Below are 22,429 nucleotides of genomic sequence, written 5' to 3'. Positions count from 1 at the left end.
GCCGGAGGGTCGGGTCGGGGAGACGCCGTCGGCGTCGCGCAGTGCACCGGTGCTCCCGGCCGGCCGGACCATGCTCCTCCTCGAAGCCGCCCTGCTGGTCACCGTCAGTTTAGGTGTGATGACGCTGCGGCGCCGGTCGACAGCGGGACCGGGCCTCCCAGGGGAGCCGTCTACCCTGGACGGGTCATGAGCGGAGAGAGCCTCTACCCCCGTCTCGAGCCCCTGCTGGCCCAGGTGCAGAAGCCCATCCAGTACGTGGGCGGCGAGCTGAACGCGCAGGTCAAGGCCTGGGACGACGTCGCCGTGCACTGGGCGCTGATGTACCCGGACGCCTACGAGGTGGGGCTGCCCAACCAGGGCCTCATGATCCTCTACGAGGTGCTCAACGAGCGCCCCGACGCCCTCGCCGAGCGCACCTACGCCGTCTGGCCCGACCTCGCCGCGCTCATGCGCGAGCACGGCGTCGGCCAGTTCACCGTCGACGCCCACCGCCCGGTGCGTGACTTCGACGTCCTCGGGGTCAGCTTCGCCACCGAGCTGGGCTACACGAACCTGCTCGAGGCCCTCGACCTCGCCGGGATCCCGCTGCACGCCGCCGACCGCGACGAGACGCACCCCGTCGTCGTCGCCGGCGGGCACGCGGCGTTCAACCCCGAGCCGATCGCCGACTTCGTCGACTGCGCCGTCCTCGGTGACGGCGAGCAGGTCGTCGGCGACGTCACCGACGTCGTGGAGGCGTGGAAGGCGCAGGGCCGCCCCGGCGGCCGCGAGGAGCTGCTGGCCCGGCTGGCCCGCGTCGACGGCGTCTACGTGCCGCGCTTCTACTCCGTCTCCTACGGCGCCGACGGGACGATCGCCGCGGTGACCCGCACCCGCGACGACGTCCCGGCCCGGGTCGGCAAGCGCACCGTCATGGACCTCGACGAGTGGCCCTACCCGAAGACGCCGCTGGTGCCGCTGGCCGAGAGCGTCCACGAGCGGATGAGCGTCGAGATCTTCCGCGGCTGCACCCGCGGCTGCCGGTTCTGCCAGGCCGGGATGATCACCCGCCCGGTGCGCGAGCGGACGATCACCGGCATCGGCTCGATGGTCGACCAGGGGCTGCGCGCGACCGGCTACGAGGAGGTCGGGCTGCTGTCGCTGTCCAGCGCCGACCACTCCGAGATCGGCCAGGTCGCCAAGGAGCTCGCCGACCGCTACGAGGGCACCAACACCGGGCTGTCGCTGCCGAGCACGCGCGTCGACGCCTTCAACGTCACCCTCGCCAACGAGCTGTCCCGCAACGGCCGCCGGTCGGGGCTGACGTTCGCGCCCGAGGGCGGCAGCGAGCGGATCCGCCGCGTGATCAACAAGACCGTGTCCAAGGAGGACCTGGTCGCCACGGTCACCACCGCCTACGCCAACGGCTGGCAGCAGGTGAAGCTCTACTTCATGTGCGGGCTCCCGACGGAGACCGACGAGGACGTGCTGGAGATCGCCGAGCTGGCCGTGGAGGTCATCCGGGCCGGCCGCGAGGCCAGCGGCCGTAAGGACATCCGCTGCACGGTGTCCATCGGCGGGTTCGTGCCCAAGCCGCACACGCCGTTCCAGTGGGCCGGGCAGGCCAGCGCCGACACCATCGACCACCGCCTGAGGGTCCTGCGGCAGGCGATCAACGCCGACCGCCGGATCGGCCGCTCCATCGGCCTGCGCTACCACGACGGCAAGCCCGGCGTGATCGAGGGCCTGCTGTCCCGCGGCGACCGCCGGGTGGGCCGGGTGATCGAGCGGGTGTGGCGCGAGGGCGGCCGGTTCGACGGCTGGAGCGAGCACTTCTCCTACGAGCGCTGGACGGCCGCGGCCGCCGCGGAGCTCACCCCGCTCGGCGTCGACCTGGACTGGTTCACCACCCGCGAGCGCACCCAGGACGAGGTCCTGCCCTGGGACCACCTGGACTCCGGGCTGGACAAGGAGTGGCTCTGGGACGACTGGCAGGACGCGCTGTCGGAGGAGGAGGTCGCCGACTGCCGGTGGACCCCCTGCTACGACTGCGGGGTCTGCCCGACCAACGGCACCGAGATCCAGATCGGTCCCACCGGCCGCAGCCTGCTCCCGCTCACCGTCGTCGGCCGCTGACCGTGGCCCGCACCCCGGAGGGCCCGCCCCCGCCGCCGACCGTCCAGCGGCTGCGGCTGCGCTACGCCAAGCGCGGCCCGCTGCGCTTCGCCTCCCACCGCGACCTCGCGCGGGCGCTGGAGCGGGCGCTGCGCCGCGCGCGGGTGCCGATGGCCTACTCCGCCGGCTTCACCCCGCACCCGAAGATCAGCTACGTGGGCGCGGCGCCGACCGGGGCGGCCAGCGAGGCCGAGTACCTGGAGATCGGCCTGGCCGAGCGGCGCGACCCCGAGGAGGTCCGGGCCGCGCTGGACGCGTCGCTGCCCCCGGGCATCGACGTCCTCGAGTGCGTCGAGGCCGCCGAGGGCGGGGGCTCGCTGGCCGACCGGATCGACGCCGCGCGGTGGCGCGTCGACCTGCCCGGCGTCGAGCCCGCGACCCTCGCCGCGGCGGTCGACGCGTTCCTCGCCCGGGAGGAGGTGCTCGTCGCCAAACGCACCAAGAACGGCCTCCGCGACGTCGATGCGCGCGGCCCCGTCGCGTCCGCGTCCGCGAGCGGGGAGGCAGGTTGTGCCATACTGCACCTGGTCGTCCGGCAGGTGACGCCCGCCGTTCGACCCGACGACGTGGTGGCCGCTCTCGCCGCCGTCGCCGACCTGCGCCCGCCGTCGCCCCCCCGGGCCGTGCGTGAGGCGCAGGGCCGGCTCGACGGCAGCGGGACCGTGGCCGATCCGCTCGGTCCCGACCGAGCGGCGCGCACCCGCTGCCAGGGGGAGCACGCCGCCGTCTGACCGGGCGACCCGGGAGTCACCGCGACGTCGAGCGACACGGCTGCCAGACGTGCCGCCCCGGACCGGCACCACCCGAGACCATCGGCACCACCGCTCCACCAGCAGTGCGGCCCCGGCCGCGGCGACCGCCGCGCGGGACCGACCACAGACTTCGCGAGCCGGGCTCGCCGCCGCACCCCGAGCGGCCGCCCGGCCCGCCCAACCCGTGCTCCTGCGCGGCCGCCCGTCCCCGGTGGGGACCGGCGCCCGGGAGCACCACACAGGAGGCGAGCCCTCGTGGCCGACCAGGACAGCGACACCCCGACCACCGACACCGGTAGCAGCCCCGCTCCCGCCCTCCCGCCCGGCGACGCGCCGGTCGCGGAGGTGCTGAGCGGGGAGGCGGCGACCGGCGGGACCCCGGACGAGGAGCCGGCCGAGACCGCCGCGGCCGAGCCGCCGGCGGAGGCCGACCCCGAGCCCACCCCGGAGCCCGAGCCGCCCCCGGCGCTGGAGGAGGAGCCGGAGGACGAGCCGGACCGGTCGCCGTTCGGCGCCCAGTTCAGCTCGCCCGAGCCCACCGCGGTCATCGCCCGGCCCCGCCGCCGCGCCACCCGCCCGGCGGCCGCGCCCGAGCCCGCCGCCTGGACCCCGCCCCCGCCGGCCGCCGCCCCGGTGGCGCCGGCCTTCGTGAGCTTCGTGGCCCCCGAGGCCGAGCCGGCGCCGACCCCGCGCCGGCGCAGCCGCCGGCCCCTGCCCGAGTCGCCCGACGTCGAGGACGTCGCGGCGCCGGCCGAGGACGACGAGGAGACCCCGGCGCCGCGCTCGCGCCGCAGCCGCTCGCGCCGCCGCGGCGGGGCCGCCGAGGAGCAGCCCGCCGACGAGCGGGCCGCCGTCGATGCCGCCGACGACACGGACGAGGACACGGCCGAGGACGCCGACCGCGACGAGGCCGACCGCGACGACGCCGACCGCGACGAGGCCGACCGCGACGAGGCCGACCGCGAGGACGGCGACCGCGACGAGACCGCCGGCGGCAGCCGGCGCCGCCGTCGGGGCCGCCGCGGCCGCGGCCGGGGCCGCAGCGGGGACGAGTCCGCGGACGCCGACACCGACGAGGACGCCGCCGAGCGAGCCTCCGACGACGAGGACGCCGAGGACGAGGACACCGACGCCGAGGCGGTCGAGGACGCCGAGGGCGAGGACGCCGAGGGCACGTCGACCACCCGGCGGCGCCGCCGGCGCCGCCGCCGCGGCGGGGACGGCGAGGCGTCCGCGGCCGAGGACGACGACGACCGCCCCGAGCGCGCCGGCCGCAACGGCCGCAGCACCAGCGACGACGACGTCCGCGGCGTCACCGGCTCCACCCGGCTGGAGGCCAAGCGCCAGCGCCGCCGCGAGGGCCGGGACAGCGGCCGCCGCCGCGCGCCGATCCTCACCGAGGCCGAGTTCCTCGCCCGCCGCGAGGCGGTGGAGCGCCGGATGGTGATCCGCCAGCGCGGCGAGCGCACCCAGATCGCCGTCCTCGAGGACGGCGTGCTCGTCGAGCACTACGTCACCCAGGCGCAGGCGACGTCGTTCGCGGGGAACGTCTACCTCGGCCGGGTGCAGAACGTGCTGCCCAGCATGGAGGCCGCCTTCGTCGACATCGGCAAGGGCCGCAACGCCGTCCTGTACGCCGGCGAGGTCAACTGGGACGCCGCCGGGCTCAGCGGCAAGCAGCGCTCGATCGAGCAGGCGCTCAAGTCCGGCGACAAGGTCCTGGTGCAGGTCACCAAGGACCCGATCGGCCACAAGGGGGCCCGGCTGACCCAGCAGGTCAACCTGCCCGGCCGGTTCCTGGTCTACGTACCCGGCGGGTCGATGACCGGGATCAGCCGCAAGCTGCCCGACACCGAGCGGCAGCGGCTCAAGGACATCCTCAAGAAGATCGTCCCCGACGACGCCGGCGTCATCATCCGGACCGCCGCGGAGGGTGCCTCGGAGGAGGAGCTCACCCGCGACGTCGCCCGGCTGCAGGCGCAGTGGGACGTCATCAGGCAGAAGTCCGAGTCCTCGAACAACGCGCCGGCGCTGCTCTACGGCGAGCCCGACCTCGCCATCCGGGTCATCCGCGACGTCTTCAACGAGGACTTCAGCGAGCTCGTCGTCCAGGGCGACGACGCGTGGGACACCGTCGAGGCCTACGTCGCGCACGTCTCCCCGGAGCTCACCGGGCGGCTGACCCGGCACACCGGCGAGGGCGACGTCTTCCGCGACCTGCGCATCGACGAGCAGCTGGCCAAGGCGCTCGACCGCAAGGTGTGGCTGCCCTCGGGCGGCTCGCTGGTCATCGACCGCACCGAGGCGATGACGGTCATCGACGTCAACACCGGCAAGTTCACCGGGTCCGGCGGCAACCTCGAGCAGACCGTCACGCGCAACAACATGGAGGCGGCCGAGGAGATCGTCCGCCAGCTCCGGCTGCGCGACGTCGGCGGCATCATCGTCATCGACTTCATCGACATGGTGCTCGAGAGCAACCGCGACCTGGTGCTGCGGCGGCTGACCGAGTGCCTGGGCCGCGACCGCACCAAGCACCAGGTCGCCGAGGTGACCTCGCTGGGCCTGGTGCAGATGACCCGCAAGCGCGTGGGCCAGGGCCTGCTCGAGGTGTTCTCCGAGCCGTGCGAGCACTGCCGCGGCCGCGGCGTCCTCGTGCACGCCGACCCGGTCGACGACCGCCGCCGCGGCGGCAACGGCTCCGGCGGGCACGGCCCGGGCTCCGGCAACGGTGGCCGGCGCGACCAGGGCGGCCGCAAGGACGCCGAGCGCACCGAGCGGAAGGACGCCGAGCGGAAGGACGCCGACCGCAAGGACGCCGAGCGCAAGGACGCCGAGCGGACCGAGGCCGAGGCCGCGGCCCCCGAGGCCGGGCCCGACACCGCCGAGAACGGCGAGGGGCAGCGGTCCGGCGGCGGGCGGCGCAACCGGGGCCGGCGCAACCGTGGCCAGGCCGGTGAGGAGCGCGCCGCCGAGGACGCCGCGGTGCTCGCCGCAGCCTCACGTGACGTGCCCGCCGACGCCGGGACCTCCGGGGAAGCCGTCGTGGAGGAGGCCCCTGAGGTCGAGGTCACGGCCGCCGTCGGCGCCGAAGTCCCGGGCGCCGAGGTGACCGAGCCGGAGGAGACGGTCCGGCCCGAGGCGGCGGAGCCGGAGGACGTGGAGCCGGAGGACGTGGAGCCGGAGGACGTGGAGCCGGAGGACGTGGAGCCGGAGGACGCGGGGGAGGCCCCGCTGGCCGACCCGGGCCTGCTGGTCACCGACGCCGCCGTCCCGGCGGACGCCGTCGCGGAGCCGCAGGGCTCGGGCGAGGAGGCGGTCCCTGCGGGCGCCGGTCCCGACGACCCGGCCCCGGCCGCGGACCCGCAGGCCCCCGACGGCGCGGCCCCGATCCCGGACGCCCCGGCGGCCGCGGCCCAGCCGCCGGTGGCCGACGACGGCACCGGGGCGGCGGTGGGCGGGGGCCGTCCGCGCCGGCGTCGCGCCGCCAGCCGCCCGGCCGGGCCGCCGGCCAGCTAGACCCTCCGGGCAGCCGGGGCCGCGTTCGACCCGGTCCCGGCTGCTCGGGTACGCTGGTCGGGTTGCACCGCCCCGGACCGGGTCTCCCGGTCCCGCGCAGGCGGAGCGGCCCGTCCAGCACCCGGCGCCCGCCGCCGGGGTGCGCCCAGGACGCAGCGCGGGACAGACAGCAGCGATCGAGGAGTTCAGTGGTGTACGCAGTCGTGAAGGCCGGGGGCCGGCAGCACAAGGTGGCCGTGGGCGACCGGTTCACGGTCAACCGTCTCGTGGGTGAGGCGGGCGACACCGTCACCCTCCCGGCCCTGCTCCTGGTCGACGGCGAGACCGTCACCAGTGACGCGCAGGCGCTGGCCGGGGTGACCGTGACCGGCGAGATCGTCGGCCACGGCAAGGGCCCGAAGATCCGCATCCACAAGTTCAAGAACAAGACGGGCTACCACAAGCGTCAGGGCCACCGTCAGCCGCTGACCGACGTGGTCGTCCGCGACATCACGAAGGGCTGACGACGACATGGCACACAAGAAGGGCGCCTCGTCCTCCCGCAACGGCCGCGACTCGAACGCCCAGCGCCTCGGCGTCAAGCGCTTCGGCGGCCAGGTCGTCAAGGCCGGCGAGATCATCGTGCGCCAGCGTGGCACCCACTTCCACCCGGGCCTGGGCGTCGGCCGCGGCGGCGACGACACGCTGTTCGCGCTGACCCCCGGTGCGGTCACCTTCGGCACCAGCCGTGGCCGCAAGACCGTCTCGATCACGACGGTCGACGCCTGAGCCTCGGGCTCGGACGCACCAGACACGTACCGCCACGAGCGCACGGGCCGACCGGCCCGTGCGCTCGTCGGCGTTGAGCAGGCAGTGAGCAGGTAGAGCAGAGATGGCCGCGTTCGTCGACCGCGTCGTCGTGCACGTCGCCGCGGGCAACGGCGGTCACGGCGTCGCGTCCGTGCACCGCGAGAAGTACAAGCCCCTCGGTGGCCCAGACGGCGGCAACGGAGGGGACGGCGGCGACGTCGTCCTCGAGGTGGACCCGCAGGTCCACACGCTCCTCGACTTCCACCACCGCCCTCACCAGAAGGCCGGCAACGGCCGGCCCGGCGCCGGCAGCAACCGGCACGGCGCCCACGGCGAGGACCGCGTGCTACGCGTCCCCGAGGGCACCGTCGTCAGCGTCGGTGGCGAGGTGGTCGCCGATCTCATGGGTGCGGGCACCCGGGTCGTGCTCGCGCACGGCGGCAAGGGCGGGCTGGGCAACGCCGCGCTTGCCAACCCGCGGCGCAAGGCCCCCGGCTTCGCGCTGCTCGGCGAGCCGGGGGAGGGCTTCGACGCCGTCCTCGAGCTGAAGAGCGTCGCCGACGTCGGGCTGGTCGGGTTCCCCTCGGCGGGCAAGTCCTCGCTGATCGCGGCGATGTCCGCGGCCCGGCCCAAGATCGCCGACTACCCGTTCACCACGCTGGTGCCCAACCTCGGCGTCGTCCGCGCCGGCGACACCGTGTTCACGATGGCCGACGTGCCCGGGCTGATCCCGGGCGCGGCCACCGGCAAGGGCCTGGGCCTGCAGTTCCTCCGCCACGTCGAGCGCTGTGCGGTGCTCGTGCACGTGATCGACATGGCGACGCTCGAGCCCGGCCGCGACCCGGAGAGCGACATCGACGCGCTCGAGCACGAGCTCGCCGAGTACGGGGGCGACGAGCTGGACCTGGTGGGCCGGCTGCGGTTCGCCGTCCTCAACAAGATCGACGTGCCGGACGGCCGCGAGCTGGTCGACCTCGTCCGCCCGGCGCTGGAGGAGCGCGGGCTGCGGGTGTTCCCGGTCAGCGCCGCGACGGGGGAGGGGCTGGACGGGCTCGGCTACGCGCTGGGCGCCGCCGTCGAGCAGTACCGGGCCGCGCTGCCGGCGCCCGAGCCCGTCCGGATCACGCTGACCCCGCGCGCCGTCGACGACTCCGGGTTCACCGTCGCCTTCGACGCCGACGACGAGGCCTACGTCGTCCGAGGTGTGAAGCCCGAGCGCTGGGTGCGGCAGACCGACTTCACCAACGACGAGGCGGTCGGCTACCTCGCCGACCGGCTCAACCGGCTCGGCGTCGAGGACGAGCTGGTGAAGCTCGGGGCGCAGGAGGGCGACACCGTCGTCATCGGCGACGTCGCGTTCGACTTCGCGCCCAGCCTGCCGGCCGGCACGCCGCTGGCCGAGGAGACCGCGGGCCTGGGCGGCCGGGGCACCGACAACCGCATCGACGCGCCGCACCGCGTGCGCGCCGCCGAGCGGCTGGCCGCCAAGAAGGCCCGCCGGGTGCCCTACGAGCTCACCGAGACGTGGACCGACGAGGACCTGCCCGACGAGGACCTGCCCGACGACGACCTGCCCGGAGGGGACGAGGAGTGACCGCCCGTCCGCAGGTCGCCGGTGCGCCGCGCGTCGTCGTCAAGGTCGGCTCCTCGTCGCTGACCACGCTGCCCGGCGGGCTGGACGCCGGCCGGCTCGCCGCGCTGGTCGACGTCCTCGCCGCGGTGCGGGCGCAGGGCCGCGAGGTGGTGCTGGTGTCCTCCGGCGCGATCGCGGCGGGCCTGGCGCCGCTCGGCGTCGAGGGCCGGCCGCGGGACCTCGCGACGGCGCAGGCGGCGGCCAGCGTCGGGCAGCTGCGGCTGGTGCAGACCTACGCCGACGCCTTCGACCGGCACGGCGTCACCGTCGGGCAGGTGCTGCTGACCGCCGACGACCTCACCCGCCGCGGGCACTACCGCAACGCCCGGCAGACGCTGGAGCGGCTGCTCACCCTCGGCGTGATCCCGATCGTCAACGAGAACGACACCGTCGCCACCGACGAGATCCGCTTCGGCGACAACGACCGGCTCGCCGCCCTGGTGGCGCACGTGGCCGCCGCCGACGCGCTGGTGCTGCTGTCCGACGTCGACGGCGTCTACGACGGCGACCCGCGCACCGGCCCGGCGCAGCTGCTCGACACCGTCCGCGGTCCCGCCGACCTCGCCGCGGTCACCCTCGGCACCGCCCGGCGCAACGGCGTCGGCACCGGCGGCATGGCCACCAAGGTCGAGGCGGCGCTCATCGCCTCGGGCGCGGGCGTGCCGGTCGTGGTCACGTCGACGCCGCAGGCCGCGGCCGCACTGGCCGGCGAGCGGGTCGGCACGCTGTTCGAGCCCTCGGGCCGCCGGCCCTCGGGCCGGCAGTTCTGGCTGCGCTACGCCAGCCGGCCGCGCGGGCGGCTGCTGCTCGACGACGGCGCGGTGCGCGCGGTCCGCGAGCGGCACGCCTCGCTGCTGGCCGCCGGGGTCACCGGCGTCGACGGCGACTTCCTGGCCGACGACCCGGTGGAGCTCGTCGGGCCCGACGGCACCGTGGTCGCCCGCGGGCTGGTCGCCTACGACGCCCGGGAGATGCCGGCGCTGCTCGGCCGCCGCACCGGGGACCTCGAGCCGGAGTACCGGCGCGAGGTCGTGCACCGCGACGAGATGGTGCTGGTCGGGCGTCCGCGGACGGCTGCGAGACTGCCTCGGTGACGATCCGCCCGATCCGCGAGCTCGGTGACCCGGTGCTCCGCACGCCCGCCGACGAGGTGCGGGCCTTCGACAGGGAACTGGCCGCCCTGGTGCGCGACCTCGAGGAGACCGTCGACCACCCCGGCCGCGCCGGGCTGGCCGCCCCGCAGATCGGGGTGAGCGCCCGGGTGTTCAGCTACAACGTCGACGGCGAGATCGGCCACCTGGTGAACCCGCGGGTGGTGGAGCTGTCGGGGGAGACCCAGGACGGCGACGAGGGCTGCCTGTCCATCCCGGGGCTGTGGGCGCCCACGGTGCGGGCGGTGTCCGCCGTCGTCGAGGGCTTCGACGTGCACGGGGAGCCGCTGCGGCTGTCGGGCACCGGTCTCATGGCCCGCTGCCTGCAGCACGAGGTGGACCACCTCGACGGGAAGGTGTTCCTCGACCGGCTCACCGGCGAGGCCCGGAAGGCGGCCCTCCGCGCGCTGCGCGACCGCTGACCGGGCCCTACCGTCGGGTCCCGTGACCGACCTCGCCACCCGCGCCCGGACGCTCCTCGACCTGCACACCGCCCCGGAGATCCTGGTCCTCACCAACGTGTGGGACGTCGTCTCCGCGCAGGTGGTGGCCGCCACCGACGGCGTGCGGGCCCTGGCCACCGCCAGCCACGGCATCGCCTCGACCTTCGGCTACCCGGACGGCGAGAACATCCCGCTCGACCTGCACCTGGACATGGTCGGCCGGATCACCGCCGCCGTGGACCTGCCGGTGAGCATGGACATGGAGGCCGGCTACGGCGACGCCGGCGAGACCGCCCGCCGCGCCATCGAGAAGGGCGTCGTCGGCGGCAACCTCGAGGACCAGATGAAGCCGCTCGACGAGGCCGTGGCCGCCGTCGAGGCGGTGGTGCGGGCCGGCCGGGACGCCGGCATCGAGTTCGTCCTCAACGCGCGCACCGACGCCTTCGTCCGCGCCGCCAAGGGTGCCGACCGCGGCGAGCTGGTCGCTGAGGCGATCCGCCGCGGGCAGGCCTACCTGGAGGCCGGTGCCCCGGTCGTGTTCGTGCCCGGGCTGATCGGGCGCGAGGAGATCGAGACGGTCGTCGAGGGTCTGGGCCGCAACAAGCTGACGGTGATCAGTGTGCCCGGCCGGTCGCTTCCGGCCCGCGAGATGCAGGAGCTCGGCGTCGCCCGCGTCTCCACCGGCCCGTTCACCCAGCGGGTCGCGTTGACCGCACTGCAGGACGCCGTCGTCGACATGGTCGGTGGCGGCGTCCTGCCGCCCGGCACCCGCGCTCTGAACTAGGCCGGTGGGTCACCGGCCGGCGGGGAGCGCCACCCCGCCGGCCGGGACCACCAGGCCGCGGACGTCGAAGCGGGTCACGAGCTCGGGCGGGTGCGGCCGCCCGGTCAGGACCTCGTCGACCAGCGGCCCGATGACCTCGCGGCCGTAGCGGTCGTACTGCTCGCGGGAGTCCCACACCTCGACCACCCGCAACCCGTCGGCGGTCGCCCAGGCCAGGTGGACCAGCCGGCCGTCGAACTCCCCGCCGGTGCGCTCCAGCAGCAGCCGGTGCACGGCGTCGTACAGCTCCACCAGGTCGTACGGCTGCTCCACGGGTGCGGACACGTCCTCGAACACCGCCCACATCACCGGGTCCTCCTCCCCGACGGGCCGGATGCCGGTGTCAGACCGCGACGCCGGCCCGCGGCAGCACGAGGCCGCGGACCTCGAACTCCGTGTCCACCGAGGCGGGGGGCGCCTGGCCCCGCAGGACCTCGGCGAACACCGGCCCGACCACCTCACGGTTCCCGCGCTCGTAGGCCTCCCGCGACTCCCACACCCCGATCACCTGGAACCCGTCCGCGGTGGGCCGGGCCAGGTGCAGCAGCAGCCCGTCGAGGGCCGGGCCGATCCGCTCGACCCGCTCGAGCATCGCCGCGTGCACGGCGTCGTAGAGCTCGACCGGTGCGGACACGTCCGTGATCACGCCCAGGGTCATCTCGTCCTCCTCGACTCCTGCCGGCGACCGTCCGCCGCCGGCAGCCGTTGCAGGCCCTCTCCGGTGAGCCGGTGCACCGTGGCGGTGCGCCCGGTGATGAGCAGGAGCAGGTCGCCGGTCGTGCCCTCGACCGAAGCGCCCTCGCCGAGCACGAGGTCGCTGTCGGTGGCCCGCAGCCGCAGTCCGGCCAACCGCCTGCGCACCCCGAACGGGAAGCTCATGTCGTAGGCCCGTCTGGCCGACACGGCCGCGGGGGCCGGCGGGATGGGCCGCTCACGGCCCAGCGGCAGGGCGATGTCCTGACCGTGCACGAGGACGTCGGTGAGCGGCTCGATGGGGGAGATGAACGGCGCCCGCTTCCGCGAGCCGACCATCGCCCGGATCCGCCGGCCGTACTCGTCGTCGGGCAGCGGGCCGACGCGCAGCGCCGTGTCCCGGATGATCCGGTTGAAGCTGCCGCCCGCCCGGATCGCCGGGCCGACCGCGTACCGGAGTCCCATCTGCGCCAGCGTCAGGTGCGCCGCGACGTCGCGCACCCGCCAGGCGTCGCACAGCGACGGGGTCTCCCACTCGGCCGGCGACAGGTCGTCGAGCAGGTCGGCCAGGCTCAGGCGCTGGGCGTCGATGGTGCGCCACACGTCGTCGAGGTCCACGACGGCCCCCTTGGTGTTGGTAAGATGGTCTGACCATTCAGTCAGATCGTCTGACCAACGTCAAGGGGGATCGTGAGCGTTCGCGACGAGGTCCGGCGGGACGGGGACCGCCGGGACCACGAGGAGCAGGGGCACCAGAACCTGGCCCTGCTGTGCTTCTACCCGCACCGGGCGATGGAGGCCCGGCTGCTCGCGACGCTGGCGGCCGAGGGGCACGACGACATCACGCTCGCCCAGGGGCGCATCGCCGCCCGGATCGGCCCCGCCGGCACCCGGCTGACCGACCTGGCCGCGCAGGCGCTGGTCACCAAGCAGACCGCCGGCCACCTCGTCGACCAGCTCGAGCGGGCCGGCTACGTGCGCCGCGTGCCCGACCCCACCGACGCCCGCGCCCGGCTGGTGCAGATCGCCGAGCGGGGTCAGGAGCTGGTGGCGCTCGCCCGCCGGGTCGAGGCCGAGGTGGAGGCCGAGTGGACCGCGTACCTGGGGGAGGAGACCACGGCCCAGCTGCGGGCGGCGCTCACCCGGCTGCGCGAGGTGACCGACCCCTACCGCTGAGCGGCGGTGCAGCTGCCGCAGGTCCCGAAGACCTCCAGCTGGTGCTGCACGTCGGCGAAGCCGTGCTCGGCGGCGACCCTCGCGGCCCAGCGCTCCACCGGCGGGTCGGCGACCTCCACGGTGGTCCCGCAGGAGCGGCAGACCAGGTGGTGGTGGTGCACCGGCGAGCAGTGCCGGTAGGCGGCCTCGCCGTCCTCGCCGCGCAGCACGTCGACCAGGCCGTCGTCGACCAGCGCCTGCAGGGTCCGGTACACGGTGGCCAGGCCGACCGCGTCGCCGCGCTCGCGCAGCAGGGCGTGCAGCTCCTGGGCGGTGCGGAACCCGTCGAGCTCCTCGAGCAGGGCCATGACCGCGGTCCGCTGGCGCGTCTGGCGGCGGACCGGGACCTCGGGCGCGCTCACGGCCGCTCCGTCCCGACCGGCGGCGGGGCGGCGTGCTCGGTGTGCTCGTCGTAGTGCACGCCCGTGCCGGTGCGGTGCGGCGCGTGCAGGTGCCCGTCGTGGTCGTAGTCGACGTGGTCGCCGTGCGGCACCGGGCGGTGGCCGCAGCCGTCACCGTGCTCGTGCGGGTGCGCGGCGTGCACCTGCACCCGTCGCCCGTGCCGGCGCCGCGCCGTCGCCTCGCGCAGCGCCACGACCACCGTGACCAGCAGGAACAGGGCGATGGTCAGCAGCACGATCGTGCCGCCGGAGGGGGTGCCGGTGTAGTACGACGCCGCCGTCCCCGCCACGCTGACCACGACGCCGATCGCGCAGGCCAGGTGCAGGGTGGCGCGGAAGCTGCGCCCGACCAGCTGGGCCACCGCGCTCGGCAGGATCATCAGCGCGCTGATCAGCAGCAGGCCGACCACGCGCATCGACAGCACGACGGTCGAGGCGACCAGCGCGGCCAGCACCACGTTGAGCGGCAGCACCGGCAGGCCGACCGCGCGGGCGTACTCCTCGTCGTCGCTGACCGCGTACAGCCGCCGGCCGAGCAGCCACACGACCGCGAGCACCACCACGGTGATGACGGCGAACACGGCGACGTCGGCGGTGGTCGTCGTGGTGATCGCGCCGAACAGGTAGGCGTCGAGGTTGGTGGCCTGCCCGCGCGGCGCCAGCGACAGCAGCACCACGCCGCCGGCGATGCCGCCGTAGAACAGCACCGCGAGGGCGACGTCGCCGCTGGTCCGCCCGCGCGCGCGGACCAGCTCGATGAGCACAGCGCCCAGCACGGCGGCGACCAGCGCCGTCCCCACCGGCGCGGTGGAGGTGAGCACTCCGATGCCGACGCCGGTCAGCGCGACGTGCCCGAGGCCGTCGCCGAGCAGCGACAGCCGGCGCTGCACCAGGAAGACGCCGACGGCGGGCGCGACCAGACCGACCATCAGCGAGGCCAGCAGCGCCCGCTGCATGAACCCGTACTCGAGCAGCTCCACGTCAGCGGCTCCCGTCGCGCACGCGGACGGCGTCCGGCGCCGGCCGGGGCTGGTCCAGGCGGTAGCCGCGGGCCGCCGGCTCGGCGGCCTCCTCGGGGTGGTGGCAGTCCGGGCCGGCGGGCCCGGCGCCGGCCAGCGGCCCGTCGTAGGTGAGCCGGCCGGAGTCGACGACGACCGCGCGCGAGAGCACGCCCGCGAGCGGGCCGGTCTCGTGGGTCACGACGACGAGTGTCGTCCCGGCGGCCGCGACGCGGGCCAGCACCGCGGCCAGCGCGGCCTGGCTGGCGGCGTCGACGCCGGCGGTCGGCTCGTCCATGACCAGCAGCTCCGGCTCGGCGGCCAGCGCCCGGGCCACCAGCACCCGGCGCTGCTGCCCGCCGGACAGGGAGGCGACCGGGTCCTCGAGCCGGTCGGCGAGGCCCACGGCGTCGACCGCCTCGGCGACGGCGGCCCGGTCGCGCGGGCCGGGCCGGCGGAACAGGCCCAGCCGCGGCAGCCGGCCGACGCCGACCACCTCGCGCACGGTGGCCGGCATCGCGCCGCTGACGGTGTGCCGCTGCGGGACGTAGCCCACGCGCCCGCGCTCGCGCTGCCGGCCGACCGGGGCGCCGAGCACCTCGACGGTGCCGCCGAGGACGGTGGCCAGGCCCAGCACGCCCCGCATGAGGGTGGTCTTGCCCGAGCCGTTGGAGCCGAGGACCGCGACGGCCTCGCCGCGCCGGACGGTCAGGCCGGCGTCGCGGACGATGGCCACGTCGCCGTAGCCGATCGTGGCGCCGGCCAGCCGGAGCGCGGCGTCGTTCACGCGCAGCCCTGCCCCTCCTGCAGCGTGGCGAGGTCCGCGCGCATGACCGCGAGGTAGTCGTCCCCGGCCGACTCGTCGGTGAGGCCCTCGAGCGGGTCGAGGACGGCGGTTCGCACACCGGCCTCCTCGGCGACGGTCTCGGCCACGGCGGGGTCGACGAGGGTCTCGGTGTAGACGGTCGTCACCCCGCGCTCCCGGACCAGCGTAGAGATCTCGGCCAGCTGCGCCGGGCTGGGCTCGGTCGACGGGCTCAGCCCGCTGACGCCGACCACGTCGAGTCCGTACCGCTCGCCGAGGTAGCCGAACGCGTCGTGCGCGGTGACCAGCGTGGTCACCGCGCAGTCCGCCAGGCCCTGCTCCATCTCGGCGTCGAGGGTCTCCAGGTCGGTGCGCAGCGCCGCGGCGTTCCCGCGGTAGGTGTCCGCGCCGTCGGGGTCGACCTCGGCCAGCCGGTCGGCCAGGGCGTCGCCGACGTCGGCCAGCCGGGTGGGGTCGAGCCAGAAGTGCGGGTCGACGGCCTCGCCGTCCTCGCCGGCGTGCTCGGCGTGCTCCTCCTCGCTCTCGCCCTCGTGGCCGTGCTCCTCGGCGGCCGGCGACAGGTCGGCGGCCTCGCCGGCGTCCCAGGCGGCGTCCCCGGCCTCGTCGACGGCCTCGTCGAGGCCGGGCTGGAACCCGGCGAGGTAGACGACGAGGTCGGCCTCCGTCAGTGACGCGACGTCCTGCGGGGTCAGCTCCAGGTCGTGGGGCTCGGCGCCCGGCGGGGTGAGCGACTCGACGTCGACGCGGTCGCCGCCGACCCGCTCGGCCGCCCACCGCAGGGGGTAGAAGGCGGCCTCGACCGAGACGCCGTCCGCGGCTGCGGCCTCGTCCTCCCCGGCGGAGCCGCACGCGGCCAGCAGCAGGCCGGTGGCGGCGGCGGTCGTCGCGGCGAGGACACGCGTCGTCGTGGTCATGAGAACCATTCTCACACAGCGGCGGAGGTCCCTGGCCGGAGGGGACGGCGCGTACCCTGCGGGGCGTGTCCGACGCCGCCGACCTGCCGCTGATCGGGGCCGCCGCGCTGCGTGCCCGCGCCGCCTCCCGCGTGCTGCGCACCCTCCCGACCGACGTCAAGGACGCCGCGCTCACCGCGATGGCCGAGGCGCTGGTCGAGCGGTCCGACGAGGTGCTGGCCGCCAACGCCCAGGACGTCGCCGCCGCCGAGGCCGACGGCACGCCGGCGTCGGTGCTCGACCGGCTCCGGCTCGACGCCGGGCGGGTGGCCGGCGTGGCCGCCGCGCTGCGCGAGCTGGTCGCCCTGCCCGACCCGGTCGGCGACGTCGTCCGCGGCTCGCGGCTGCCCAACGGGCTGGAGCTGCGGCAGGTCCGGGTGCCCTTCGGCGTGGTCGGCATCGTCTACGAGGCCCGCCCGAACGTGACCGTCGACGCCGCCGGCCTCTGCCTCAAGAGCGGCAACGCGGCGCTGCTGCGCGGCTCGGCCTCGGCGTACCGGACCAACGCCGCGCTGGTCACCGTGCTCATGGAGGCCGGCCAGAAGGCCGGGCTGCCCGAGGGCTCGGTCGAGCTGCTGCCGGCCGACCGCGCCTCGGTGGGCGAGCTGCTGTCCGCGCGCGGGCACGTCGACCTGGTCATCCCGCGCGGCGGCGCCTCGCTCATCCAGCGGGTCGTGCGCGAGGCGCAGGTGCCGGTGATCGAGACCGGCGTCGGCAACTGCCACGTCTACGTCGACGCCTCCGCCGACCCGGCGATGGCCGAGGCGATCGTGCTCAACTCCAAGACCCACCGGGTGAGCGTCTGCAACTCCGCCGAGACGCTGCTCGTGCACCGCGACGTGCCGTTCCTCCCGCGGCTGCTCACCGCGCTCGCCGACGCCGGGGTGACCCTGCACGGCGACCAGGCGACGATCGACGCCGCCGCGCAGTCCGGTCTCCAGGCCGTCGTCCCGGCCACCGACGAGGACTGGGCCACCGAGTACCTGTCGATGGACATGGCGGTGCGCGTCGTCGACGACCTGCCGGCCGCGCTCGAGCACGTCGCGCGGTGGGGGAGCGGGCACAGCGAGGCGATCGTCGCCGACTCCGCGTCGGCCATCGCCGCGTTCACCGCCGGCGTCGACGCCGCCGCCGTCCTGGTCAACGCCTCCACCCGGTTCACCGACGGCGGCGAGTTCGGCTTCGGCGCCGAGATCGGCATCTCCACCCAGAAGCTGCACGCGCGCGGGCCGCTGGGCCTGCCCGAGCTGACCAGCACCACCTACGTCGTCACCGGGAACGGCCACACCCGCTGATCCCCGGCCGCTTGACCTGAGGAGCCGCATGCCCCGCCCGCCGACCCAGTCGCCGCAGTTCTCCTCGGTGGCGGACGTGAGCAAGCGGCTGTCGACCGCCGGGTACCTGCCGGACGCGCAGATCGCGACGACGGTCTTCCTCGCCGACCGGCTGGGCAAGCCGCTGCTGGTCGAGGGCCCGGCGGGCACCGGCAAGACCGAGCTGGCCAAGGCGCTGGCCGCGGCGACGGGCTCGGAGCTGATCCGGCTGCAGTGCTACGAGGGCCTGGACGAGGCCCGGGCGCTGTACGAGTGGAACTACAAGAAGCAGCTGCTGCGCATCCAGGCGGCCCAGGGCGGGGACGGCGCCGACTGGGGCACCGTCCACGACGACATCTTCGGCGAGGAGTTCCTGCTCTCCCGGCCGCTGCTGACCGCGATCCGGCGCACCGAGCCGACCGTGCTGCTCATCGACGAGACCGACAAGGCCGACGTCGAGGTCGAGGGCCTGCTGCTGGAGGTGCTCAGCGACTTCCAGGTGACGATCCCCGAGCTCGGCACGGTGACCGCGACCCGCCGGCCGACCGTCGTCCTCACCTCCAACGCCACCCGCGAGCTGTCCGAGGCGCTCAAGCGGCGCTGCCTGTACCTGTCGCTGGACTACCCCTCGGCCGAGCGGGAGCGGGAGATCGTGCTCTCCCGGGTGCCCGACCTCGCGCCGGGGCTGGCCGAGCAGCTGGTCCGCACCATCCGGGCGCTGCGGGCGATGGAGCTGAAGAAGTCGCCGTCGATCTCCGAGACCCTCGACTGGGCGCAGACCCTGCTCGAGCTCGGCCTGGACACCCTCGACGAGACGGCGGTGCGCTCGACGCTCGGCGTGGTGCTCAAGCACGCCAGCGACCAGGACCGCGCCGCCGCCGAGCTGCGGCTCAACTGATGTCCGCGCCGTCGGTGTCCCCCGGGGGGCTGGCCGGTCACCTCGACGGCTTCGTGCGGGCGGTGCGGGAGGCCGGCATCCCGGTCGGGATCAGCCAGGCCGTCGACGCCGCGGAGATCCTCACCGTCGTCGACCTGCTCGACCGCGAGCAGCTGCGGCACGGGCTGGCGGCGGTACTGCTGCAGCGCGCCTCGCAGCGCCCGGCCTACGACGTGCTGTTCGACCTGTGGTGGCCGCTGTCGGACCGGCCCGCTCCGGGCTCCGCCGACGACGGCGCGGAGCCCTCCGACGGCGAGCCGGGGGCCGACGACGGCTCCACGCTGGACCTGCCCGACGGGCACGGCGACGGCGACGAGCGCGACCTCGCCCAGCGGATGCGCGAGCAGCTGGCCCGGTTGCTGCTCGAGGGCGACGACGAGGCGCTGCGCCGCTTCGCCCGCCAGGCGGTCGAGCAGCTCGGGCGGGCGCCGGCGTCGCCGTCGGGGCAGTCGTACTTCGGCTACCGGGTGATGCGCGCGCTGTCGCCGGACACCCTGGTCACGCAGCTGCTGGCCGGGCTGCTCGGCGACGGCGGCCGGGGGGGGCTGGCCGAGCAGGTGGCCCGGCAGACCGTCCGGGAGCGGCTGGCCGCCTTCCGCTCCGCCGTCGACGCCGAGGTGCGCCGCCGGGCCGCGGCCGACCGCGGGCGGGACCGGGTGGCGAAGAGCGCGGTGCGGCCACTGGCCGAGCAGGTCGACTTCCTGCGCGCCCAGCAGTCCGACCTCGCCGAGCTGCGGCGGGCGGTGGCGCCGCTGGCCCGCCGGCTCGCGGTGCGGCTGTCGGCGCGGCGGCGGATGGGCCGCCAGGGCCGGCTGGACTTCCGCAAGACCGTGCGCGCCTCCCTCGGCACCGGCGGGGTGCCCGTGGTCACCCACCACCGGCCGCGGAAGGTGCACAAGCCGGAGCTGGTCGTGCTCTGCGACGTCAGCGGCTCGGTGGCCGGGTTCAGCCACTTCACGCTGATGCTCACCCAGGCGCTGCGCGAGCACTTCTCCGGCGTCCGCGCGTTCGCCTTCGTCGACTCCACCGACGAGGTGACCCGGTTCTTCCGGCCCGGCGCCGACGTCGCCGGCGCCGTCGCGCGGATCGGCCGCGAGGCCGACGTCGTCGCCTTCGACGGGCACAGCGACTACGGCAACGCCCTCGAGGTGTTCGCCGACCGCTGGCCCACCGCCGTCGGGCCGAAGACCTCGCTGCTGGTGCTCGGCGACGGGCGGACCAACTACCGCCAGCCCGGCCTGCCGGTGCTCGCCGACCTGGTCCGCCGCGCCCGCTCGGCGCACTGGCTCAACCCCGAGCCGCGGCGGCTGTGGGGGAGCGGTGACTCCGCCGCCGACCGCTACGGCGAGGTCGTCGACATGGTCGAGTGCCGCAACGCCACCCAGCTGGCGGAGTTCGTCACCACGCTCTGACCCCACCCGGTGCCGGCGACACGCCCGGGGGACCCCTCTCCGAGACCGCTCGTAACCGGTGGACGGCTGGGCCGTTGGTCAGCGCGGGCACCGAGGCGCGACACGGTGCCCGGCCCGTGCTCCCGTCGTCGAGGCCGGGAGCGCAGGCGGCGCGACCGACGGCACGGGGGTGCCGGTCGCGAGCGGACGGTCCCGTCCCGACGGCCGGGTGCGGCGGCGCCCCGCGCCCGGCCGTCCGGGGACCGCACCCGCCGGGTGCACCCGGGCCACGCGGGCGCCGCCCGGCTAGGCTCGATCGGTGGCTGGTACCCGGGTCGGCGTGATGGGTGGGACGTTCGACCCCATCCACCACGGTCACCTGGTCGCCGCCAGCGAGGTGGCCGGGCTGTTCGGTCTGGACGAGGTGGTCTTCGTCCCCACCGGCCAGCCCTGGCAGAAGACCGAGCGCGAGGTCAGCCCCGCCGAGGACCGCTACCTCATGACCGTCATCGCCACCGCCTCCAACCCGCGGTTCTCCGTCAGCCGCGTCGACGTCGACCGCGAGGGCCCGACCTACACGATCGACACGCTCACCGACCTGCACGCCCAGCGTCCCGACGCCGAACTGTTCTTCATCACCGGTGCCGACGCGCTGGCGCAGATCCTCAGCTGGCGCGACAGCGACCGGTTCCTCCGGCTGGCCCACTTCATCGGGGTCACCCGGCCCGGGTTCACCCTCGCCGACGGGCACCTGCCCGAGGGCGCGGTCAGCCTGGTCGAGGTCCCGGCCCTGGCGATCAGCTCCACCGACTGCCGCGACCGCGTGGCCCGCGGCATGCCGGTCTGGTACCTCGTGCCCGACGGCGTGGTGCAGTACATCGAGAAGCGGGGCCTGTACCGCGCCGGCGGCCGGCGCTCGCCGGGCCCGCGCGGTGACCGGCCCACCTACGACCGCCCACCGGCCGCCCCCGCGCCCGCGGACCCGGCCGGTCCCCACCCCACCGCCCCACCGTCTGCCCACCTCCGGGAGGTGCCCCGATGACCGCCTCCGCCGAGGCCCGGGAGACCGCGCTGCTCGCCGCCCAGGCCGCCGCGGACAAGCTCGCCACCGACGTCTCGATCGTCGACGTCAGCGACCGCCTGGCCATCACCGACGCGTTCGTGCTCGCCGCGGCGCCCAACGAGCGCCAGGTGCAGGCGATCGTCGACGAGGTCGAGGAGCGGCTGCGCCGGCACGGCGTGAAGCCCGTCCGCCGCGAGGGCGTCGCCGAGGCCCGCTGGGTGCTGCTGGACTTCGTCGACGTCGTGGTGCACGTCCAGCACGCCGAGGAGCGCGCGTACTACGCCCTCGAGCGGCTGTGGAAGGACTGCCCGACCATCCCGTTCGTCGACCGCGCGGCCCCGCCCGCCGCCGACGGCGCACCCCCCGGGACCGGCACGCTGTCCACCGACGACGTCGACCCGGGCAGCTCCGACCCGGTCCCGCTGGCGCCCGACCCGACCGAGGACCTCACCGAGGACGACCTCACCGACGAGGACGTTCTCGAGGACGACCCGCTCCAGGACGAGCCCCTCGGCGGCGGTGCCGACGGGGACCCGGGGACGACCGGCCGGTGACGGCTCCCGCCGCCCTCGACCTGCCGGTGCCCCGGCTGGTCGTCTGGCGGCACGGGCGGACCGAGTGGAACGCCACCGGGCGCTTCCAGGGCCAGATGGACCCGCCGCTGGACGCCGAGGGCCGGGCGCAGGCCGCCCGCACCGCACCGCACCTGGTGGCCGCCGGGCTCACGCCCGGGACGACCGTCGTCGTGGCCAGCGACCTGGTCCGCGCCGCCGACACCGCCGCCGCGCTGACCGGCCTGCTCGGCGTGCCGCTGCGGCTGGACGAGCGACTGCGCGAGCACGGGCTGGGCTGCTGGGAGGGGCTCACCCGCGCCGAGGTCGCCGAGCGCCACCCCGAGCAGTACGCCGACTGGCTCGCGGGGCGGCCGGTGCAGGGCCGCGGCGGCGAGGAGGCCACCGACGTCGCCCGCCGCGCGCTGGCCGCGCTCCACGACCTGCCGCCGGCCGAGGTGGCCGTCGTCGTCACCCACGGCGGGACCGCCGGCCGGCTCGTCGAGGCCCTGCTCGGGCTCGGCCCGCAGCACCGGCGGGTGTTCGGGCCGCTGGCCAACTGCGGCTGGAGCGAGCTGGCCCGCCAGGGGGACCGGTGGCGGCTGATGCGGCACAACGCCGTCGTCGCCGCCCTGCCGGGCCGGGTCGAGGGACCGGCCGTCGTCGCCGCCCCGGCGCCGGTCCCGGCCGACGCCGCGGCCACCCCCGAGGGCGCCGCACCCCCGCCCACCCAGGACGCCGACGCGGTCCTCTGAGGACACCCGTCGGACACCGGCCGTCCGCCTGCGCGTCGGCCCTCGGCCGGCGTCGGGCTAGCCTCCCCT

At 75.8% G+C, this 22,429-nt stretch carries 23 protein-coding genes; 16 read left to right on the top strand and 7 right to left on the bottom strand.

The window, feature by feature from the left end:
* The first annotated feature begins 186 nt into the window (after positions 1–186).
* The 9 genes from ACI796_RS08120 (at position 187) to ACI796_RS08080 (ending at position 11,225) form a co-directional block, all read left to right on the top strand.
* Positions 187–2,115: a TIGR03960 family B12-binding radical SAM protein gene (locus ACI796_RS08120; protein ID WP_456940718.1), complete on the top strand. Its 1,929-nt coding sequence runs from the start codon at positions 187–189 to the stop codon at positions 2,113–2,115.
* Between the two features lie 2 nt (positions 2,116–2,117).
* Positions 2,118–2,885, top strand: a complete 768-nt coding sequence (locus ACI796_RS08115; RefSeq protein ID WP_456940717.1) for a TIGR03936 family radical SAM-associated protein — start codon at positions 2,118–2,120, stop codon at positions 2,883–2,885.
* Between the two features lie 276 nt (positions 2,886–3,161).
* Positions 3,162–6,425: an Rne/Rng family ribonuclease gene (locus ACI796_RS08110; protein ID WP_456940716.1), complete on the top strand. Its 3,264-nt coding sequence runs from the start codon at positions 3,162–3,164 to the stop codon at positions 6,423–6,425.
* 191 nt (positions 6,426–6,616) lie between these two features.
* Positions 6,617–6,928 carry a 50S ribosomal protein L21 gene (gene rplU / locus ACI796_RS08105; RefSeq protein WP_091113808.1) on the top strand — a complete coding sequence of 104 codons (312 nt, stop codon included), beginning with the start codon at positions 6,617–6,619 and terminating at the stop codon, positions 6,926–6,928.
* Positions 6,929–6,935: 7 nt separating this feature from the next.
* Positions 6,936–7,193: a 50S ribosomal protein L27 gene (gene rpmA, locus ACI796_RS08100; protein ID WP_073419148.1), complete on the top strand. Its 258-nt coding sequence runs from the start codon at positions 6,936–6,938 to the stop codon at positions 7,191–7,193.
* 103 nt (positions 7,194–7,296) lie between these two features.
* A complete protein-coding gene (gene obgE / locus ACI796_RS08095; RefSeq protein ID WP_456940715.1) occupies positions 7,297–8,808 on the top strand; it encodes a GTPase ObgE in 1,512 nt (503 codons plus the stop codon).
* Positions 8,805–9,941: a glutamate 5-kinase gene (gene proB / locus ACI796_RS08090; RefSeq protein ID WP_456940714.1), complete on the top strand. Its 1,137-nt coding sequence runs from the start codon at positions 8,805–8,807 to the stop codon at positions 9,939–9,941. Before obgE ends, proB begins: the two co-directional genes overlap by 4 nt.
* On the top strand, positions 9,938–10,420 hold the full coding sequence (gene def / locus ACI796_RS08085; RefSeq protein ID WP_456940713.1) for a peptide deformylase: 483 nt from the start codon (positions 9,938–9,940) through the stop codon (positions 10,418–10,420). The genes proB and def overlap by 4 nt, the downstream gene beginning before the upstream one ends.
* Positions 10,421–10,442: 22 nt before the next feature.
* Positions 10,443–11,225, top strand: coding sequence for an isocitrate lyase/PEP mutase family protein (locus ACI796_RS08080; RefSeq protein ID WP_456940712.1), 783 nt, complete (start codon positions 10,443–10,445; stop codon positions 11,223–11,225).
* 9 nt (positions 11,226–11,234) lie between these two features.
* Here the strand turns inward: ACI796_RS08080 and ACI796_RS08075 are convergent, their stop codons facing one another.
* From ACI796_RS08075 to ACI796_RS08065, 3 genes are read right to left on the bottom strand one after another with little or no spacing between them, the layout of a single operon-like run.
* Entirely contained in the window at positions 11,235–11,573 is a 339-nt protein-coding gene (locus ACI796_RS08075) for a hypothetical protein (protein WP_456940711.1), read from the bottom strand.
* A 34-nt stretch (positions 11,574–11,607) separates the two neighbouring features.
* Positions 11,608–11,922 (bottom strand): hypothetical protein, encoded by a 315-nt coding sequence (locus ACI796_RS08070; RefSeq protein WP_456940710.1) that lies wholly within the window; start codon positions 11,920–11,922, stop codon positions 11,608–11,610.
* Positions 11,919–12,575, bottom strand: a complete 657-nt coding sequence (locus tag ACI796_RS08065; RefSeq protein WP_456940709.1) for a maleylpyruvate isomerase family mycothiol-dependent enzyme — start codon at positions 12,573–12,575, stop codon at positions 11,919–11,921. The genes ACI796_RS08070 and ACI796_RS08065 overlap by 4 nt, the downstream gene beginning before the upstream one ends.
* 72 nt (positions 12,576–12,647) lie before the next feature.
* On the opposite strand from ACI796_RS08065, the gene ACI796_RS08060 reads away from it, so the two are divergent.
* Positions 12,648–13,133: a MarR family winged helix-turn-helix transcriptional regulator gene (locus tag ACI796_RS08060; RefSeq protein WP_456940708.1), complete on the top strand. Its 486-nt coding sequence runs from the start codon at positions 12,648–12,650 to the stop codon at positions 13,131–13,133.
* Here ACI796_RS08060 and ACI796_RS08055 read toward each other — a convergent pair.
* Genes ACI796_RS08055 through ACI796_RS08040 form a run of 4 tightly spaced genes read right to left on the bottom strand, consistent with a single transcriptional unit; the run spans position 13,124 to position 16,311 of the window.
* Positions 13,124–13,534, bottom strand: a complete 411-nt coding sequence (locus ACI796_RS08055) for a Fur family transcriptional regulator (protein ID WP_456940707.1) — start codon at positions 13,532–13,534, stop codon at positions 13,124–13,126. The genes ACI796_RS08060 and ACI796_RS08055 overlap by 10 nt on opposite strands.
* Positions 13,531–14,553 (bottom strand): iron chelate uptake ABC transporter family permease subunit, encoded by a 1,023-nt coding sequence (locus ACI796_RS08050; RefSeq protein ID WP_456940706.1) that lies wholly within the window; start codon positions 14,551–14,553, stop codon positions 13,531–13,533. The genes ACI796_RS08055 and ACI796_RS08050 overlap by 4 nt, the downstream gene beginning before the upstream one ends.
* 1 nt (position 14,554) lies before the next feature.
* A complete protein-coding gene (locus tag ACI796_RS08045; RefSeq protein WP_456940705.1) occupies positions 14,555–15,358 on the bottom strand; it encodes a metal ABC transporter ATP-binding protein in 804 nt (267 codons plus the stop codon).
* A complete protein-coding gene (locus tag ACI796_RS08040) occupies positions 15,355–16,311 on the bottom strand; it encodes a metal ABC transporter substrate-binding protein (protein ID WP_456940704.1) in 957 nt (318 codons plus the stop codon). Before ACI796_RS08040 ends, ACI796_RS08045 begins: the two co-directional genes overlap by 4 nt.
* Positions 16,312–16,376: 65 nt before the next feature.
* Between ACI796_RS08040 and ACI796_RS08035 the strand changes: the two genes are divergently transcribed.
* The 6 genes from ACI796_RS08035 (at position 16,377) to ACI796_RS08010 (ending at position 22,360) form a co-directional block, all read left to right on the top strand.
* Positions 16,377–17,645 carry a glutamate-5-semialdehyde dehydrogenase gene (locus tag ACI796_RS08035; RefSeq protein WP_456940703.1) on the top strand — a complete coding sequence of 423 codons (1,269 nt, stop codon included), beginning with the start codon at positions 16,377–16,379 and terminating at the stop codon, positions 17,643–17,645.
* A gap of 28 nt (positions 17,646–17,673) precedes the next feature.
* Positions 17,674–18,561, top strand: coding sequence for an AAA family ATPase (locus ACI796_RS08030; protein ID WP_456940702.1), 888 nt, complete (start codon positions 17,674–17,676; stop codon positions 18,559–18,561).
* Positions 18,561–20,012, top strand: coding sequence for a vWA domain-containing protein (locus tag ACI796_RS08025; RefSeq protein WP_456940701.1), 1,452 nt, complete (start codon positions 18,561–18,563; stop codon positions 20,010–20,012). The genes ACI796_RS08030 and ACI796_RS08025 overlap by 1 nt, the downstream gene beginning before the upstream one ends.
* Positions 20,013–20,310: 298 nt before the next feature.
* Complete coding sequence (nadD, locus tag ACI796_RS08020) at positions 20,311–21,033, top strand: nicotinate-nucleotide adenylyltransferase (RefSeq protein WP_456940700.1); 723 nt, start codon at positions 20,311–20,313, stop codon at positions 21,031–21,033.
* Entirely contained in the window at positions 21,030–21,608 is a 579-nt protein-coding gene (rsfS, locus tag ACI796_RS08015) for a ribosome silencing factor (RefSeq protein WP_456940699.1), read from the top strand. Before nadD ends, rsfS begins: the two co-directional genes overlap by 4 nt.
* Complete coding sequence (locus ACI796_RS08010; protein ID WP_456940698.1) at positions 21,605–22,360, top strand: histidine phosphatase family protein; 756 nt, start codon at positions 21,605–21,607, stop codon at positions 22,358–22,360. The genes rsfS and ACI796_RS08010 overlap by 4 nt, the downstream gene beginning before the upstream one ends.
* Positions 22,361–22,429 lie beyond the last annotated feature (69 nt).

Source organism: Geodermatophilus sp. SYSU D00525 (assembly GCF_054050475.1).
Note: the sequence above shows the minus strand (reverse complement) of the source record. Positions and strands in the feature narration are given on the sequence as shown.